This window comes from Rhizobium sp. 62_C5_N11_2 (assembly GCF_051811185.1).
GTDB classification, from domain to species: Bacteria; Pseudomonadota; Alphaproteobacteria; order Rhizobiales; family Rhizobiaceae; genus Rhizobium; species Rhizobium leguminosarum.
In genome coordinates this window covers 37,736-53,769 of the sequence record NZ_JBPWPW010000001.1, presented here as the reverse complement: position 1 = coordinate 53,769, position 16,034 = coordinate 37,736, and the positions used below count along the sequence as shown (strand labels likewise).

Annotated in this window: 18 protein-coding genes; 9 read left to right on the top strand and 9 right to left on the bottom strand. The window is 61.8% G+C overall.

Annotation, left to right across the window (positions count from 1 at the left end; translation table 11 throughout):
• Positions 1 to 54 precede the first annotated feature (54 nt).
• From ptsN to lptC, 7 genes are all read right to left on the bottom strand, one after another.
• Complete coding sequence (gene ptsN / locus AB8B31_RS00270) at positions 55 to 519, bottom strand: PTS IIA-like nitrogen regulatory protein PtsN (protein ID WP_018244527.1); 465 nt, start codon at positions 517 to 519, stop codon at positions 55 to 57.
• A 73-nt stretch (positions 520 to 592) separates the two neighbouring features.
• Positions 593 to 1,168 carry a ribosome hibernation-promoting factor, HPF/YfiA family gene (gene hpf / locus AB8B31_RS00265; protein ID WP_017958734.1) on the bottom strand — a complete coding sequence of 192 codons (576 nt, stop codon included), beginning with the start codon at positions 1,166 to 1,168 and terminating at the stop codon, positions 593 to 595.
• A 292-nt stretch (positions 1,169 to 1,460) separates the two neighbouring features.
• On the bottom strand, positions 1,461 to 2,384 hold the full coding sequence (locus AB8B31_RS00260) for a DMT family transporter (RefSeq protein ID WP_065276758.1): 924 nt from the start codon (positions 2,382 to 2,384) through the stop codon (positions 1,461 to 1,463).
• 129 nt (positions 2,385 to 2,513) lie between these two features.
• Positions 2,514 to 4,073: an RNA polymerase factor sigma-54 gene (gene rpoN / locus AB8B31_RS00255; protein ID WP_018244525.1), complete on the bottom strand. Its 1,560-nt coding sequence runs from the start codon at positions 4,071 to 4,073 to the stop codon at positions 2,514 to 2,516.
• Positions 4,074 to 4,228: 155 nt separating this feature from the next.
• Positions 4,229 to 5,005: an LPS export ABC transporter ATP-binding protein gene (gene lptB, locus AB8B31_RS00250; protein WP_047617258.1), complete on the bottom strand. Its 777-nt coding sequence runs from the start codon at positions 5,003 to 5,005 to the stop codon at positions 4,229 to 4,231.
• A gap of 40 nt (positions 5,006 to 5,045) precedes the next feature.
• Positions 5,046 to 5,681, bottom strand: coding sequence for an LptA/OstA family protein (locus AB8B31_RS00245; protein ID WP_018244523.1), 636 nt, complete (start codon positions 5,679 to 5,681; stop codon positions 5,046 to 5,048).
• A 15-nt stretch (positions 5,682 to 5,696) separates the two neighbouring features.
• A complete protein-coding gene (gene lptC, locus AB8B31_RS00240) occupies positions 5,697 to 6,362 on the bottom strand; it encodes an LPS export ABC transporter periplasmic protein LptC (RefSeq protein ID WP_018244522.1) in 666 nt (221 codons plus the stop codon).
• A 225-nt stretch (positions 6,363 to 6,587) separates the two neighbouring features.
• On the opposite strand from lptC, the gene sppA reads away from it, so the two are divergent.
• The 3 genes from sppA (at position 6,588) to AB8B31_RS00225 (ending at position 8,363) form a co-directional block, all read left to right on the top strand.
• On the top strand, positions 6,588 to 7,538 hold the full coding sequence (gene sppA / locus AB8B31_RS00235) for a signal peptide peptidase SppA (protein WP_026188591.1): 951 nt from the start codon (positions 6,588 to 6,590) through the stop codon (positions 7,536 to 7,538).
• A gap of 29 nt (positions 7,539 to 7,567) precedes the next feature.
• A complete protein-coding gene (locus tag AB8B31_RS00230; protein WP_003544934.1) occupies positions 7,568 to 7,867 on the top strand; it encodes an integration host factor subunit beta in 300 nt (99 codons plus the stop codon).
• 163 nt (positions 7,868 to 8,030) lie between these two features.
• Positions 8,031 to 8,363 carry a LapA family protein gene (locus tag AB8B31_RS00225; protein WP_018447771.1) on the top strand — a complete coding sequence of 111 codons (333 nt, stop codon included), beginning with the start codon at positions 8,031 to 8,033 and terminating at the stop codon, positions 8,361 to 8,363.
• A 48-nt stretch (positions 8,364 to 8,411) separates the two neighbouring features.
• Here the strand turns inward: AB8B31_RS00225 and AB8B31_RS00220 are convergent, their stop codons facing one another.
• Positions 8,412 to 8,846 (bottom strand): GNAT family N-acetyltransferase, encoded by a 435-nt coding sequence (locus AB8B31_RS00220; protein ID WP_065277028.1) that lies wholly within the window; start codon positions 8,844 to 8,846, stop codon positions 8,412 to 8,414.
• 37 nt (positions 8,847 to 8,883) lie between these two features.
• A complete protein-coding gene (locus AB8B31_RS00215; RefSeq protein ID WP_047617260.1) occupies positions 8,884 to 9,339 on the bottom strand; it encodes an SRPBCC family protein in 456 nt (151 codons plus the stop codon).
• Between the two features lie 121 nt (positions 9,340 to 9,460).
• Between AB8B31_RS00215 and AB8B31_RS00210 the strand changes: the two genes are divergently transcribed.
• The 6 genes from AB8B31_RS00210 to AB8B31_RS00185 all read left to right on the top strand — a co-directional run bounded on the left by AB8B31_RS00210 (position 9,461) and on the right by AB8B31_RS00185 (position 16,018).
• Entirely contained in the window at positions 9,461 to 10,051 is a 591-nt protein-coding gene (locus AB8B31_RS00210; RefSeq protein WP_131702163.1) for an NUDIX hydrolase, read from the top strand.
• Positions 10,052 to 10,238: 187 nt separating this feature from the next.
• Positions 10,239 to 11,336, top strand: a complete 1,098-nt coding sequence (locus AB8B31_RS00205) for a class I SAM-dependent methyltransferase (protein ID WP_439007336.1) — start codon at positions 10,239 to 10,241, stop codon at positions 11,334 to 11,336.
• Positions 11,333 to 12,193 carry a TrmH family RNA methyltransferase gene (locus AB8B31_RS00200; protein WP_028731670.1) on the top strand — a complete coding sequence of 287 codons (861 nt, stop codon included), beginning with the start codon at positions 11,333 to 11,335 and terminating at the stop codon, positions 12,191 to 12,193. Before AB8B31_RS00205 ends, AB8B31_RS00200 begins: the two co-directional genes overlap by 4 nt.
• Positions 12,190 to 12,693, top strand: a complete 504-nt coding sequence (gene lspA / locus AB8B31_RS00195) for a signal peptidase II (RefSeq protein WP_018244515.1) — start codon at positions 12,190 to 12,192, stop codon at positions 12,691 to 12,693. Before AB8B31_RS00200 ends, lspA begins: the two co-directional genes overlap by 4 nt.
• 55 nt (positions 12,694 to 12,748) lie before the next feature.
• Positions 12,749 to 15,031: an ATP-binding protein gene (locus AB8B31_RS00190; protein ID WP_439007335.1), complete on the top strand. Its 2,283-nt coding sequence runs from the start codon at positions 12,749 to 12,751 to the stop codon at positions 15,029 to 15,031.
• A gap of 108 nt (positions 15,032 to 15,139) precedes the next feature.
• Positions 15,140 to 16,018, top strand: coding sequence for a GNAT family N-acetyltransferase (locus tag AB8B31_RS00185; RefSeq protein ID WP_018244513.1), 879 nt, complete (start codon positions 15,140 to 15,142; stop codon positions 16,016 to 16,018).
• Positions 16,019 to 16,034: the final 16 nt, after the last annotated feature.

Sequence of the window (16,034 nt, the reverse complement as noted above, 5' to 3'; positions counted from 1 at the left end):
GAGATCAGGCGCCTTTTTGCATTCGAGAATCGATGCGTTATCGCGCGACGTGCGTCAGGCAGCGTTCGACGTCTGCTCTTCGTTGAGGAAGGCATAGATCGCCTGGGAGGAATCGGTGGCGCGCAGCTTGGCGACCAGATCGTGATCGCGCAGCACGCGGGCGATCCGCGACAGAGCCTTGAGATGATCGGCGCCCGCCCCTTCCGGCGCAAGCAGCAGGAAGACGAGATCGACCGGCTGGTCGTCCAGCGCCTCGAAATCGACCGGCTGCTCCAGCCGGGCGAAGATGCCGACGATCGAATGGATGTTGACCAGCTTGCCGTGGGGAATGGCGATGCCGTTGCCGACGCCGGTCGAGCCAAGGCGCTCGCGCTGCAGGATGACGTCGAAGATCTCCCGTTCGGAGAGCCCGGTGATCCTGGCGGCTCTTGCGGCCAACTCCTGAAGCAGCTGTTTCTTGGAATTTACTCTGAGGGCGGGAATGATCGCATCCTGATGGAGCAAATCTGCCAATGCCATTTCTTTTTCCTTCTGTCGCCGGGATCAGATAATGCAAGGAGCGGCGGCAATACCGCCGCTCACCACCCTGATCTCAGCCTTTGATACTGGCTGAATCGATCCAGCCAATATTTCCGTCGTGCCGACGGTAAACGATGTTCAGATGTTCCTTGCCGGGGCTGCGGAACAGGAGAAGCGGCTCGTCGGTCATGTCGAGCGCCATCACGGCGGTGGCGACCGACATGGTCTTCAACTGCTTCGTGCTTTCAGCGACGATCGCGGGAGCGAAATCGTCGGCGATTTCATCATCGTGATCAGGAACGGAATCCATAACCGTGTAGGAGACCTCTGCAAAACCATTCAGATGGTTTCCGGCGTGATGGTCCTTCAGCTTGCGCTTGTAACGCCGCAGCCGTTTTTCGATCCGCTGGGAGGCGGCGTCGAAAGCCAACTGCGGGTCGGTCGCCTCGCCGGCCGCATGCAACACCACCCCGCTGTCCAGATGCAGCTTGCAATCCGCCGAGTAACGAGAACTCGCCTTTTCCACGGTCACCTGGCCGGAATATCCCCCGTCGAAGTATTTCGTGATGGCCATACCAATTTGGTCCTCGATCTTTTGACGGAAGGATTCACCAATTTCCATATGTTTCCCGGATACACGCACACTCATGGAGTTTCCCTTCTTATGGTCGTTTGCGGGTATCAGTTTACGCCAAGCATCAGGTTCATCCAAGCACTTCGCGCAATCTCAAGCAAGATCGGCTTAGGCCTGCGGGTCCTTGGTGCCCTGGGGATGATGGGGATAACTCCAGATGCCGTTCACGGCACCGATTGCGGCGCGCTTCTAGCCACAGGTTACCGAAAAGTCAATAGGGCGGCGAATCACCATCAGCGGCACTCGGACAACGTGTGTCTGGTACCTTGCTGGGCAACGCATGCCGCCAATCACCACCCCAACCACTTTACGCGTTTCGCTCTTGAGTTGTATTCACCTTTGCGCGGATCGTCATGGCAGCGACGCCTGCTATGACGCAGACGAGTCCGATCCAGGCCGTCGAGCTCAGCCTCTCGCCGAGAAAGACGATGCCGATCGCAACACCGATCGGCACTCTGAGATAGGCTTGCGAGGTGGTTCCGACCGAGCCCAGCGTCTGGATGAGACGGAAATAGATCGCAAAGGCGAGCGCCGTCGAAAAAGCGGAGAGGGCAAGCAGCGCCAGCATCGATGCTGCCGAGGGATCGAGCTCCCAGGGTCGATCGACGACGAGGCTCATGGGCAAGAGAATGACCGCGCCTGAGATCAGCGAGCCGGCCGCCGGCACTGCGGGATCGAGCCCCTTGAAGTTCTTGCTGAAAATCGCGGCACCTGCATAGCAGATGGTCGCCAGGATGATGGCGAGTTGCGCCATCAGGCTTTCGCCGAGACCGCCGAGCGCTTCGACGCCGATGACGAGGCAGATGCCGGCAAGCCCGGCCATAACGCCGAAAAGCCGTCGCAGCGTCACCTGCTCATGGCGGGTCATCAGCACGGTCAGCAGGAAGGTGAAGATCGGCGTTGCCGAATTCAGGATCACCGCCAATCCGGCATCGACGGACTGTTCCGCCCAGGCGATCAGCGTGAAGGGAACGACGCTGTTCAGACAGGCCTGAACGAAAAACCGCCGCCAGGTCGCACGATCGCGCGGCAGGCGGACACGCCGGTGGCGCAGCACGGCCAGCAGAATGCCCCCAGCAATCAGCGTGCGGGCGGCGATCAACGTTATAGGTGGGATCGTCTCGACGCCGATCTTGATGAAGCTATAGGAGGAACCCCAAAGGGTCGCCAGCACCAGCAGCAGGAAAAGCTCCCTGGCGAGGTTCGGATTTCGCGGCGTCATCGTCGGCATTTCGATCTTCGTTCAAGAAAATTCAAAGGGTTGCAGCGCCGTTGCGCGTCTGAAAAGACGCAGGGCGCTGGAGAGGAATAACGGGATTTGCGGGCAGAATGCTTCGATCCAGGTCGAAGCATGACAGCGTCAGAAGCCGGCGACCTTGGCGAGCGCCCGCTTCTCGCGGCGGCGCTGGACCGAAGACGCGATGTTCATCGCCTCCCGGTATTTCGCAACCGTGCGGCGGGCGAGATCGACGCCGCCCTTCTTCAGCATGTCGACAATATCGTCATCGGAAAGCACCGCTTCCGGGCTTTCCTGCAGGATCAGCGCACGGATCTTGTGACGCACGGCCTCAGCCGAATGGCTGTCGCCACCAGCGACGGCGCTGATCGAGACGGTGAAGAAATATTTGAGTTCAAAGAGGCCGCGCGGCGTCAGCATATATTTGTTCGAGGTGACGCGGCTGACTGTGGATTCATGCATCTTGATCGCCTCGGCGACCGTCTTCAGGTTCAGCGGGCGCAGATAATCGACGCCGTGCAGCAGGAAGGCGTCCTGCTGGCGGACGATTTCGCTTGCCACCTTCATGATGGTTTTTGCCCGCTGATCAAGGCTGCGCGTCAGCCAGTTGGCGGTCTGCAGGCAATCGGAGAGGAAGGCGTGATCCTCGCCGTTCTTTGTCACCCGGGAAAAATAGGACTGGTTGACCAGCACGCGCGGCAGTGTATCCGGATTGAGCTCGACCAGCCAGCCGCCGTCCGAGGAGGCTCTGACGACCACATCCGGCATGATCGCTTCGGAAACACCTGCCTCGAAACCGCTGCCGGGCTTCGGATTGAGCTGGCGGATCTCGCCGAGCATGTCGAGAAGATCTTCCTCGTCGACGCCGCAGAGCCGCTTCAACGTGGCGAAATCGCGCCGGGCGAGCAGTTCGAGGTTTTCGACCAGAACCTGCATGGCGGGGTCGTATCGGTCCTTCTGCCGGAGCTGGATCGCCAGGCATTCGGCAAGGCTGCGGGCGAAAACACCCGGCGGATCGAGGCTCTGGAGGGTGGCGAGCACGCGCTCGGCCTGTGCGAGGCTCGTGCCCAGCCTCTCGCCCGCCTCGACGATATCGGCCTGCAGATAACCGCAGTCGTCGAGCTGGTCGACGAAATTCTGCGCGATCAGCCGGTCGGCCATGTCAGGCAGGACGAAGGGGATCTGCTGGGCGAGGTGATCGCGCAGCGATACCTGGCCGGCGACGAAATCGTCGAGATCGTAGTCGGCGCCCTCGCCGCTGCCCGGCATCGATTTCCACTGGCTGACGAGCTCGGGCGCATCGAGGCGCTGTGGGGCGCCGTCATCAGGAAAGACATTGGTATAATTGGCGTCGAGTTCGTCGTTCAGCCGGCTCGTGCTGGCACTGCCGCCATTGTCATACCAGTCGCTGGAGAGCGCCTCGGCGCGGTTGTCATAGCCATCGTCCGACCCGGCATCCTCCGGCTGATGAGCATACTGCTCATCTTCGCTTTCGCCACGTTCTCCGACCGCCTCGCCGTCATTCGACGGAAATTCGAGCAGCGGGTTCTTCTCCACTTCCATGGCGATGAACTGGTTGAGTTCGAAATGAGTCATCTGCAGCAACTGGATGGATTGCATCAGTTGCGGTGTCATCACCAGGGACTGGGTCTGGCGCAGGAAAAGATTGGCGGACAGTGCCATGACGGACGCGAAACTCCCCTCGATTCCTCCGGGAAACCGCGTCCGATCAAGGCTTCAGGCCACGGAAATCCAAGTTGGCCCAAAAATTGCTTTTTTATTGTATTTGGTCAAGCGGAACTATGCCGACAAGGTGAATTTCTGCGGGCCGCCCGGTATCAGAGGCTGAAATTGTCGCCGAGGTAGAGCCGGCGCACTTCCGGATTGTTGACGATGTCGTTCGCCCGGCCATGGGTCAGCACCTCACCGGCATGGATGATGTAGGCGCGGTCGATCAGACCCAGCGTCTCGCGTACATTGTGGTCGGTGATGAGAACGCCGATGCCGCGCGCCGTCAGGTGGTGAACGAGATTCTGGATGTCAGCGACCGAGATCGGGTCGACGCCGGCGAAGGGTTCGTCGAGCAGCATGAAGGTCGGGTCGGTCGCAAGCGCACGCGCGATTTCGAGGCGGCGGCGCTCACCGCCGGAAAGGGCGACGGCGGCATTCTTGCGCAGCTTCTGGATATGGAACTCCTCCAGCAGCTCGTTCAGCTTCTGCTCGCGCTCAGCCTTGTCCTTCACATGCACTTCGAGGACGGCGCGGATATTCTCTTCCACCGTCAGCCCACGGAAGATCGAGGCTTCCTGCGGCAGGTAACCGACGCCGAGACGTGAGCGGCGGTACATCGGCATGGTCGTGACGTCGTTGCCGTCGATCTCGATCGTGCCTTCGTCCACCGGCACAAGGCCGGTGATCATATAAAAACAGGTGGTCTTGCCGGCGCCGTTCGGGCCGAGCAGGCCGACAGCCTCGCCGCGGCGCACCACCAGCGAGACGCCGTTGACGACGCGCCGCGTCGCATAGGTCTTCGTCAGACCGCGTGCGATCAACGTTCCCTGATAACGGCTCTTGTCGGCGGCACCCGCAGCTTGTGGCCCGGGCTTGCCGAACATGGTGGATAGCGATGATAATTTCACGTGGGAGGCCGGCTTCTCAGTTCTGCTTCTGCTGCGGTGTATTCGGCTTCGATTTCGGATCGAGCTGAATTTGGACACGCCCGCCGCAGCTTTCAAGCTCCGCCTGGCCAGTCTGCATGTGAACCGTCAGTTTGCAGCCGGTAAAGACGTTCGGCCCGTCCGACAGGATAACCTTGTTCCCCTCATCTGCCGTGAGGATGAATGTCTGCGAGGCCATGTCGAAATTGCCGTCATCGGCGGTCGCCGTCTGCGTGCCCGAGGTCAAGAGGACCTTGTCCGTCACCAGGATCTTGTCGATATCTGCACTTCCCGATGCAAGCGAGGCCGACTGCTCCGGCTGGGCAGCGGGTTGCGCCCCGTCGGCAGCCGGCTTTGCCGCCTTGTCCTTGTAATAGACGGTCATCTTGCCGGACTGCATCGTCGTCGTGCCTTGAACGACCTTGACCTTGCCGGTGAAAAGCGCGGTGTGTTCCTGGTCATGGATCTCAAGCTTGTCGCTTTCGATCTGGATCGGCTGGTCGTTGGAAAGCTTCATGCCCGACATCGTGGTCGACTGCGCACCCGCGCCCGAGGCCGTCAGAATGAGGGCAAATGCGCCGGCAACGAATGCCATGCCTGTCTTGCAAGTGGAAATGCGACAATCTTTTGTCATGGATGACCCGGCTGGTTAAGTGCCCTGTTTATGGATGGTGGATGGATCGACATTCATGCGAACATTCCCCTCGAATGTGATCACCCGCCCCTTATCGGTTATCTCCATCGACTGCGCAACAATGGAGGCATTGTCCTTGGTGATGGTGACGGGATCGTCGCTCCGCATGTTTCCGCCCTTGATGTCGAGCTGGGCGGACTGGAAATTCGCATTGAGGCCGCTGCTCAGCACCAAAGTGAAGGGGGCCGTCATATGCAGATTGTCGGTAGTGCGGTTGTAGTCTGCGGTCGAGGCGACGACGCGGGCGATCAGGCCGTCATTCATCGGCACGGCGGCCTTGATGGTTTCGAGCGTGATGAGATTGGGATTGCGGATGTCCTGCAGCGCCCTTTCGGCCAGCATCGAATAGTTGATGCCGTCGGAATTGCGGCCAGCGATCGCCGGCTTTTCCATCACGACCTTGCCGTTCTCGATCTTGGCGCCTTCCAACTTGATGTTCTCGGGCAGATAGATGCGGACCAACGCCACCGCGGTGAGGCTCGCTGCGATGACCAGGGCCGCCACCGGCAGCAATATTTTCAGCCGCCGCACGCGGGCGGAATGGAACAACGCATCGCCATAGGCATTCTTGCCCGACCCTGAATAGGCGGCATGTCCGTTGTTCTTCAGGGTATCGAGCATAGGCCTCGTCCATGTGCGGTGATCGCCGCGCCTTCATAACAAAGCCGGCCGCCAATCACAGTTCGTTTCGCATTATTACATTGGCTTGCCAATATGGAATTTTTTCTGCAACAAGCAACAAAACGGAAAAACATTGAAAAGTGGCATTCGTACGGGCCGCTGCCACCCTATTTCACCGGGTCGATCGGCGCCATGCCGAAGCCGGTGCCAGCGCTGGAGGTTTTTATGGACAGTTCGATCATCGCGGATCGCCGTCGGCTGCGCCGCAAGCTCGGCTTCTGGCGCCTCATCGCGGTGGCCCTCATCGTGGCACTTGGTTTCGCCTTCTACCGCTTCGCCCTCGGCGATACCGGGACGGAGCGCCCGCACATCGCCCATGTGACGATATCGGGGCTGATCGTCGACGACGACGAGCTTCTGGAGCGGCTGAAGAAGGTCGAGACCAGCGACCAGGTGAAGGCAGCAGTGATTTCGATCTCCTCGCCCGGCGGCACGACCTATGGCGGCGAAAAAATCTTCAAGGCGATCCGCGCGATATCAGCCAAGAAGCCTGTCGTCTCCGACGTGCGCACACTTGCCGCCTCTGCCGGCTACATGATCGCCACCGCCGGCGATACCATCATTGCCGGCGACAGCTCGATTACCGGCTCGATCGGCGTCATCTTCCAGTATCCGCAGATCCAGCCGCTGCTCGACAAGATCGGCGTCTCGCTGCAGGAGATCAAGTCTTCGCCGCTGAAGGCCGAGCCCTCGCCCTTCCACGAGGCGAGCGAGGAAGCCAAAGCGATGATCCGCAACATGGTGGTCGACAGCTATAACTGGTTCGTCGACTTGGTCGCCGACCGGCGCAAGCTGCCGCGCGACGAGGTGCTGAAACTGGCCGACGGCACGATCTATACCGGCCGCCAGGCGCTGAAGGTGAAACTCGTCGATGCCATCGGCGGCGAGGCTGAGATCCGTGCCTATCTCAAATCACGCGGCGTCGACGGCGATCTGCCGATGGTCGACTGGGACAAGAAGAGCAATACGCCCTTTCTGCTCGCTGGGGCTGTTTCGCGGTTGATTACGATCTTCGGTTATGATGATCTCATGAAAACCCAGGATATCAATGGAATCCTGCCCCCAAAGTTGCTTCTTGACGGGCTGCTTTCAGTTTGGCAGGTTGGCCACGATTGATAAGAAATCAATAATTTAAGGGGGCGAATGTGATCAAGTCCGAATTGGTGCAGATTGTTGCCGCACGCAACCCGCATCTCTATCATCGCGACGTCGAGAATATCGTCAACGCGGTTCTCGACGAGATCACGGATGCACTGGCTGCGGGCAACCGAGTCGAATTGCGCGGCTTTGGCGCCTTTTCGGTCAAGAACCGCCCTTCGCGCTCCGGCCGCAACCCGCGGACCGGCGACACCGTCTTCGTCGAGGAGAAGTGGGTGCCCTTCTTCAAGACCGGCAAGGAGCTGCGCGAGCGGCTCAATCCCGGCCAGGCCGACGAAGAGGATTGAGCGGCGCGAACCGCCTGCGGCGAAACCGCACTTGAACTCGAGGGCCGTTTTCCTATTCTGGTAACGCATCGTGCTTTGCGCGTCTTACAAAGACGCGTCGTGCTGTAAGCATGAAACGCGCCCCTCAAAAAGACCGGCGCAATCTGCCGCGTGGAGACCTCAAATGGCCAAGAAGATCGTCAACCTATTGATTCTGCTGCCGCTCGGCGTCATCCTCATCGTCTTCTGCGTCGCCAACCGGCAGAGCGTCACGCTCGCCTTCAATCCGTTCCGGCCTGATGATCAGGTGCTCGCGGTTTCCGCGCCCTTCTTCGTCTTCCTGTTCATCGCGCTGATTACAGGCATGCTGATCGGCGCGGCCGCCACCTGGTTCAGCCAGGGCAAACACCGCAAGCGCGCCCGCACCGAGGCCAAGGAAGCCATCCGCTGGCAAAGCGAGGCCGACCGCCACAAGAACCGCGCCGAGGAGATCGCCGGGCAGCTGCCGGCGCGATAAAACCGGTCAATATTCGTTTGGCTCGGTTTCGGCGGCCGGCGGCGGCAGTCAAACCGGAAAAAAGCTCAGCTCCTCATAGTCGCCCTCCGGCGACGCGCCGTTGCCGGTCACATGGAAACCATGGGAAAGGTAGAACGCCTTTGCCCGCCGGTTCTTGACCAGGCATTTCAGCCGGTACCGGTGTTGCGGCCATTGCGGCAGGGCGTGCAACAGCGCCGTGCCGGCGCCCCGACCCTGGAATTCCGGTCTTAAGTAGAGCATGTGGATGAAATCGTCCTCCGGCCAGAGCGACAGGAAGCCGGCTACGCTGCCATCCGCATGCTCGCAAACGAAGACCGTCTCGCCATTGGTATGGGCGGCGAAATCCTCGCGATGGAACTTGCCGGGATCGACCCAGACGAATGTTTCGCGGCGCACGGAAAGATAAATCTCCGCGAGCATTTCCTGGTCTTCCGCCCGCGGCGGCCTAATGGTCCACGTCATCATGCCGATTTAAACGAAGCTCCAACCCGCGCCAAGCCTAACCGGCCGCCATCTTCGCGACGACCGCGGCATTGAAATCCGAAAAGAACCCTTCGGCGAGCTTTTGCGAAGCCGAGTCGAGCAGACGGGCGCCGAGCTGGGCGAGCCTGCCGCCGAGTTCGGCCTTCGAGCGGTAGTGCAGGATAGTCTCGGCACCCCTTTCCTCAAGCACGATATCGGCGCTGCCCCTGGCGAAGCCGGCAAGACCGCCCTTGCCTTCGGCCGACAGCGTATAGCTCTTCGGCGCGTCTACATTGGAAAGCGTCAGCAGCCCATGGAAGGTGGCGGACAGCAGGCTGAACCTGACTTTGATCGTCGCCTCGAAGGCGCTCGGCGAAAGCCGCTCGATACCTTGGCAGCCTGGAATGCAGCCACGCATGATGTCGGGATCGTTGAGTGCTGCCCAGACGACGTCCCGCGGCGCGGCGATGCGTTCTTCGCCGGTGAAATCCATTCGATGGCCCCATCTTCGATTCGCTCATCTTATCCCAGCGGGAAAGCGCTTTGCCAAGGCGGGACGGAATGTTATCTGCCGGGTTCCGATGTCACACATCTGACACACAAGGGATGGGCCGATGACCGACGAACTGAAGCCCTGGAGCGTGACGGCAAGCCGGATCACCTATGAGGACCGCTGGATCCGGGTCCGGAGCGACGATTGTGTCACCGCCGATGGAACCGTCATCGCGCCCTTTCATGTGCTCGATTATCCCGACTGGATCAACGTCATCCCCGTGATGCCCGACGGGCGCGTGCTGCTGACGCGGGAATACCGACACGGCCGCGGCGAGATTGTGCTCGGTCTCGTCGCCGGCGGCGTCGAACGCAGCGACAGCAACACCGGCGATGCGGCGTTGGCGGCAGCCCGGCGCGAGCTCCGGGAGGAAACCGGCTATGAAGCCTCGACCTTCGTCAAACTGCTCACCTCCTATCCGAATGCCGCCAGCCACAGCAACGCCGTAACCAGCTGGCTGGCGCTCGGCCTGAGCAAGGCCGGCGAACCGTTTTTCGACCCGGGCGAGAACGTCGAGCTGCTGTTTACCGATCTTGCTGCCATCCTTGCCGACCTGCAGTCCGGCGCCGTCATCATGCAGTCGATGCATGTCGCAGCCCTCTATACGGCGGAAAGCTGGCTTCGCACACAGGCCTCCGAGGGCTTGAAATAGGCATTGCGCCGGGAGAACCCGCTCCTCTTGCCCGGGCTCAGGCGGCTGCGCAGTTGATCCGCCACGCTTTTCTGGGCTACTGCATATTCAAAGTGCTGCAGCGTCCTTTGCACGTCTGAAAAGACGCACGGCGCCGCAGCGGACACAAAGCCGATAAGACACCCCGACAGAGATGCGGAAGAGCACGTTGAAACAGAGAGAAGGCCGGCCGGGCCAGAAGAAAACATCAGGTTCTTCCGGTGAAAGCCGGAGGAACGATCGGACAGGCCGGCCGCCGAAGCCGGTCGCGCGGCCTGCGGCGGCCCGCGAGACAGTGCGCGAGGCTGCCGTGCCTGGCGCGGTCGAGCGTCCTCTGATGACACGCAGCGGCGAACGTCCGGTCGAGCGCGTGCCCGTCATCCTCGAATCGCTCGGGGCCGGCGACTTCCACCTGATCGACAGCGGCAACGGCGAAAAGCTGGAGCAATACGGCCCCTACCGCATCATCCGTCCCGAGGCCCAGGCGCTGTGGCGGCCTTCGCTGCCCGCTCATGTCTGGGAAAAGGTCGATGCCGTCTTCACCGGCGATACCGACGAGGAAGGCTCCGGCCGCTGGCGGTTCCCGAAAGATGCGCTCGGCGAGACCTGGCCGCTCAATCTGCTCGGCGTCGATTTCCTCGGCCGCTTCACCTCCTTCCGTCACGTCGGCGTCTTCCCCGAGCAGATCGTCCATTGGAGCTGGATGAAAGAGCAGGCCGAAAAGGCCGGCCGGCCGCTGAAGGTGCTGAATCTCTTCGGTTATACCGGCGTCGCCTCGCTGGTTGCCGCCGCAGCCGGCGCCGAGGTCACCCATGTCGACGCCTCGAAGAAGGCGATCGGCTGGGCGCGGGAAAACCAGACGCTCGGGCGCATGGAGAAGCTGCCGATCCGCTGGATCTGCGAGGATGCGATGAAATTCATCCTGCGCGAGGAACGGCGCGGCAGCCAGTACGACATCATCCTCACCGATCCGCCGAAATTCGGCCGTGGCCCCAATGGCGAAGTCTGGCATCTCTTCGAGCATCTGCCCCTGATGCTCGATGTCTGCCGCGAGATTCTGTCGCCGAAGGCCGTGGGCCTGGTGCTGACGGCCTATTCGATCCGCGCCAGCTTCTATTCGATCCACGAGCTGATGCGCGAGACGATGCGGGGCGCCGGCGGCGTGGTTGAATCCGGCGAGCTGGTGATTCGCGAAGCCGGCACCGACGGCAAGACGCAGGGCCGCGCGCTTTCCACCTCCCTCTTTTCCCGCTGGGTGCCGAAATGAGCAAGGATTTCCACGATCAGGGACCGCGCAGGGTCGGGCAGGTGAAGGAAGTCACCTCGCTCGCCAATCCGATCATCAAGGACATCAAGGCGCTGACGAACAAGAAGTCGCGCGAGGAAAGCGGTACTTTCCTGGCCGAAGGGCTCAAGCTCGTCATCGATGCGATCGAACTCGGCTGGGCGATCCGCACGCTGGTCTATGCCAAGGCCGCCAAAGGCAAGCCGCTGGTCGAGCAGATGGCGGCCAGGACCGTCGCCTCGGGCGGGCTGGTGCTCGAAGTCAGCGAAAAGGTGATCGCCTCGATCACCCGCCGCGACAATCCGCAGATGGTCGTCGGCATCTTCGAGCAGCGCTGGAAGCCGCTGCGGGATATCCGGCCGAGGGATGGCGAGACATGGGTAGCGCTCGACCGGGTGCGTGACCCCGGCAATCTCGGCACCATCATCCGCACGGCCGATGCGGCCGGCGCTTCCGGCATCATTCTGGTCGGAGAAACGACCGACCCTTTCTCGCTCGAAACGGTACGCGCCACCATGGGTTCGGTCTTTGCCGTTCCGGTCGCGCGGGCAACCCCTGAAGAATTCATTGCCTGGCGGAAATCGGCCGGCGTTTCCGTCGTCGCGACGCATCTTGCCGGCGCGGTCGATTACCGGACGATCGACTACCGGAAAAAGCCTGTCGTGCTCCTGATGGGCAACGAACAATCCGGCTTGCCGGAGCAACTGGCCAAGGAGGCCGACGCGCTTGCCCGCATTCCGCAGCAGGGCCGCGCCGATTCCTTGAACCTCGCTGTCGCCACCGCCATCATGCTTTTCGAGGCGCGCCGCCATCTCCTCTCACTTGCCGAGGGCAAATGACCGAACAGACGCTTGCACGCCCCGCGCTGTTTTCGCGCCCGGCACCGATCCTCTTCTTCATCGTCGTCGCCGTTCTCATTGACCAGGTCGTCAAGATCGCCGTCGATCACTACCTGCCGCTACAGGAGGTCGTGCCGGTCATTCCGATGCTGGCGCTCTACCGCACCTACAATCTCGGCGTCGCCTTTTCGATGCTGTCCGGCATGGATGGCTGGTTCATCGTCGGCATGCGGCTCGTCATCGTCGCCTTCGTCATCTGGCTATGGTACCGCACGGCGAAGGATCGCTGGCTCGCTCATCTCGGTTATGCGCTGATCATCGCCGGGGCGATTGGCAATCTCGTCGACCGCTTCGCCTATGGACATGTGATCGATTACATTCTCTTCTACACCGAGAGCTGGTCCTTCGCGGTCTTCAATCTCGCCGACAGTTTCATCACCATCGGCGCCGGTTGCGTCATTCTCGACGAGCTGCTGCTGCCGAAAAAGGCCGGCCGCTAAAATCTTATCGAAATCCTGAAGGCATTCGGAACGGGCCTCATGTTAGCTAGGTAGCATGCAGAACCTGGGACAGTTGCAGGAAAGATTGTCCGCCGCCTTCGGTGGACCCGCCGCTAAGCCGCATGAGAAGCGGATGGAGGCCCTTTCCTCACGACCGAACGCAGCGGCACCCCGGGGAGCCGATGATCGCCAGAGCGGGCCCGCAGCGACCAGGCGCCTGCTGTTCTACTGGCTGGGCGGCGCCGGCCTTCTTGCCGCAACGATCCTGATGCTGCTTGCCCATGCCGGCGATCCGCTGCTGCTTTCGGGCGGTCTCGTCGTTCTTGGCCTTGCCGTCATCGCCAGTTATGCCCTTCTGATGGTTCGGTCGCGCAAGGCCGGGCAGCGTCCAGGCCAATCCATGCCGGATTGGAACGCCGGCGCAAAGCTGTTTGCCGACGTGCACGACGTGCTCGGCGACATCACGGTCGGCCGCACCATGGACCGGCGCATCATCTCCGCCAACGACACTTTTCGCCGCCTGACCGGGCGCCTGCGTCCGGAAGGACGAACCTGCGAGGAGATCGGCCTTGCCTTCCGCCCCGGTCCGATATCGCACTGCTACGATGTCGAGATCTCGACGCCGGAAGGCCAGCGCATCTTCCTCTGGCGCGACGTCGTTACCCGCGACCCGGCGAACGGCCGCCTGCTGCTGCAGAGCGTTGCCCGCGACGTGACCGACGAGCGGCTCATCGCGCAGGGCCGCGAGGAGGCCCGCCAGAAGGCTGAATATAACAGCGCCGCCAAATCGAGGCTGCTTGCCACCGTCAGCCACGAGGTGCGCACCCCGCTTTCCGGCATTCTCGGCATGACGCATCTGATTGCGGAGACGCGACTGACGCAGGAGCAGCAGAACTATCTCGCGAGCATCCGCCAGTCCGGCCATGCATTGACGCAGCTCGTCGAGGATCTTCTCGATTTCTCTACCATCGAGGTCGGCCGCTTCGCGCTGCATCCGCGCTCGGAATCGCTGCGCAAGCTTCTGGAAAGCGTCGTCGAGATGCTCGCCCACCGGGCGCATGAAAAGGGTATCGAGATCGGCGCCACCGTGTCATCCGATGTCCCCGAAAATATGAGCTTCGACCCGGCGCGGCTGCGCCAGGTTCTGTTCAACGTCATCGGCAATGCCGTGAAGTTCACCCAGGTCGGCGGCGTCTTCATCCGCGTGTCGCTCGACGCCGGCGACTTGCTGATCACTGTGACCGATAGCGGTCCCGGCATGACGGCGGAGGAGCAGGCGCGCGTCTTCGGCGAGTTCGAGCAGGGCGGGACCGTTGCCGACAAGAGCAACGGGACCGGGCTCGGCCTTGCCATCTCCGCCCGCATCATGCGCGAATTCAACGGCACTCTGACGGTTGCCAGCGAAAAGGGCAGAGGCAGCGAATTCGCCATCCGCTTCCCGGTCGATATCGGCAGCGAGCGCCCCGACCGGCGAAACACGCTGCTTGCCGGCAACAGCGTCGTGCTGCTGGCGCCGGCAGGTGCCGCGCGTACCGCCATCGCCGAGACGATCACCGCGCTCGGTGGCCTCTGCCATCTCGTCGGCGACGGCGAGACGGCGCGGTCAACGCTGCTCGGATTGGCAAAGGGCGGACGGCGGCCGACCGATATCATCATCGACCATCGCATGTCGGCGGAATTTTCCGATCATCTTGCCGATCGCGCCGAAATCGCCGCCCTTGGCCTGCGCAAGGTCCTGCTCGTCAACCCGGAAGAACGCAGCGCCCATCCGCTCGACCTTTTCGATGCCTGGTTGATCCGGCCGCTGCGCGAACAGTCGCTGATCGACGTGCTGCGCGGGCGCATGCGCGGCATGGAGAAGCGCGACGCGCTGAACGACAACCAGCCGGGCTTCGGCCTTTCGGTGGCGGAGACGGTGGTTCCCGCCAGCGGGCTCAGCATCCTGCTCGGCGAGGACGATCCGATCAATGCCATGCTGGTGCGCGTCGTCCTGGAAAAGGGCGGGCACAAGGTGCGCCATGTCGAAGATTTCGAGTCGCTGCTCGACTGCGCGCTCTGCGAGGCGAATGCCCGGCCCGATATCATCATCAGCGATCTCTCGATGCCGGGTGGGAACGGCATCGACATGCTGGGACGCCTGCGCGGCCACGAGCGGCGGCTCGATCTCGCCTCGGTGCCGGTGATCGTCCTGACTGCCGACAAGAGCGACGATTCACGCCGCCAGGTCTTGCTCAACGGCGCCAACCGCGTCATGGTAAAGCCGGTCGATCCGGTGCGGCTGCTGACCGAAGTTCAGGCGGTCGCCGCACTTTCCGCCCGCCGGGCAGAGGCGCGGTGAGCGCCTCAGGAACCGGCCCGCTGCTTGCGCTTGGAAATTCAAAATGTCACTTTCCTGTCGCAGAGAAGTGTTTTATGGCGTCGATAAGCCGGCAACGGGAGAATCGTCATGTCCGCCATCGACATCCTGAATCGTGACACCACCGCGGAGGCTGCACCACCCTCGACGGCTGCTGTGCAGAAGGACGGCGATATCCTCGGCCGCATCGGCAATCTGGAGACCCGCCTTGCCCGCACGGCGCGCGAGATCGATGCTGCTCAGGCCGTGCGCTACCGCGTGTTCGTCGACGAAATGAAGGCGCAGCTGCCGTTGGATGCCATGCGCCGGCAGCGTGATGTCGATGCCTATGACGCTGTCTGCGACCATCTTCTCGTTCTCGATCGCTCGATCGAGGGCGATCCGGAAGACCAGATCGTCGGCACCTACCGGCTGTTGCGTCAGGATGTCGCCGTCGCCAATGGCGGTTTTTACTCGGCTTCCGAATTCGAAATCGAGGGCCTTATCGCGAAACATCCGGACAAACGCTTCATGGAGCTCGGCCGCTCCTGCGTGCTGCCGGAATACCGCACCAAGCGCACCGTCGAGCTCCTGTGGCAGGGCAACTGGGCCTATGCGCTGAAACACGGCGTCAGCGCCATGTTCGGCTGCGCCTCGTTCCCGGGTGTCTATCTCGAAAGCCACGCGCTGGCGCTGTCCTTCCTCTATCACAACGTGCTGGCGAAGAACGAGTGGGCCGTCGGGGCACTGCCGGATCTCGCCCGCAACATGGATCTGATGCCGGTCGAGGCCATCAACCCGAAGCGGGCGCTAATGGCGCTGCCGCCGCTGATCAAGGGCTATCTGCGCCTCGGCGCGATGGTCGGCTCCAGCGCGGTCATTGATCATGCCTTCAACACAACCGACGTGCTGATCGTGCTGCCGATCTCCAGCATTTCCGACCGCTACCTGAATTATTACGGCGCCGACGCCGGCCGCTTCGCGAGCTAATTTAGTCTACGCAGAG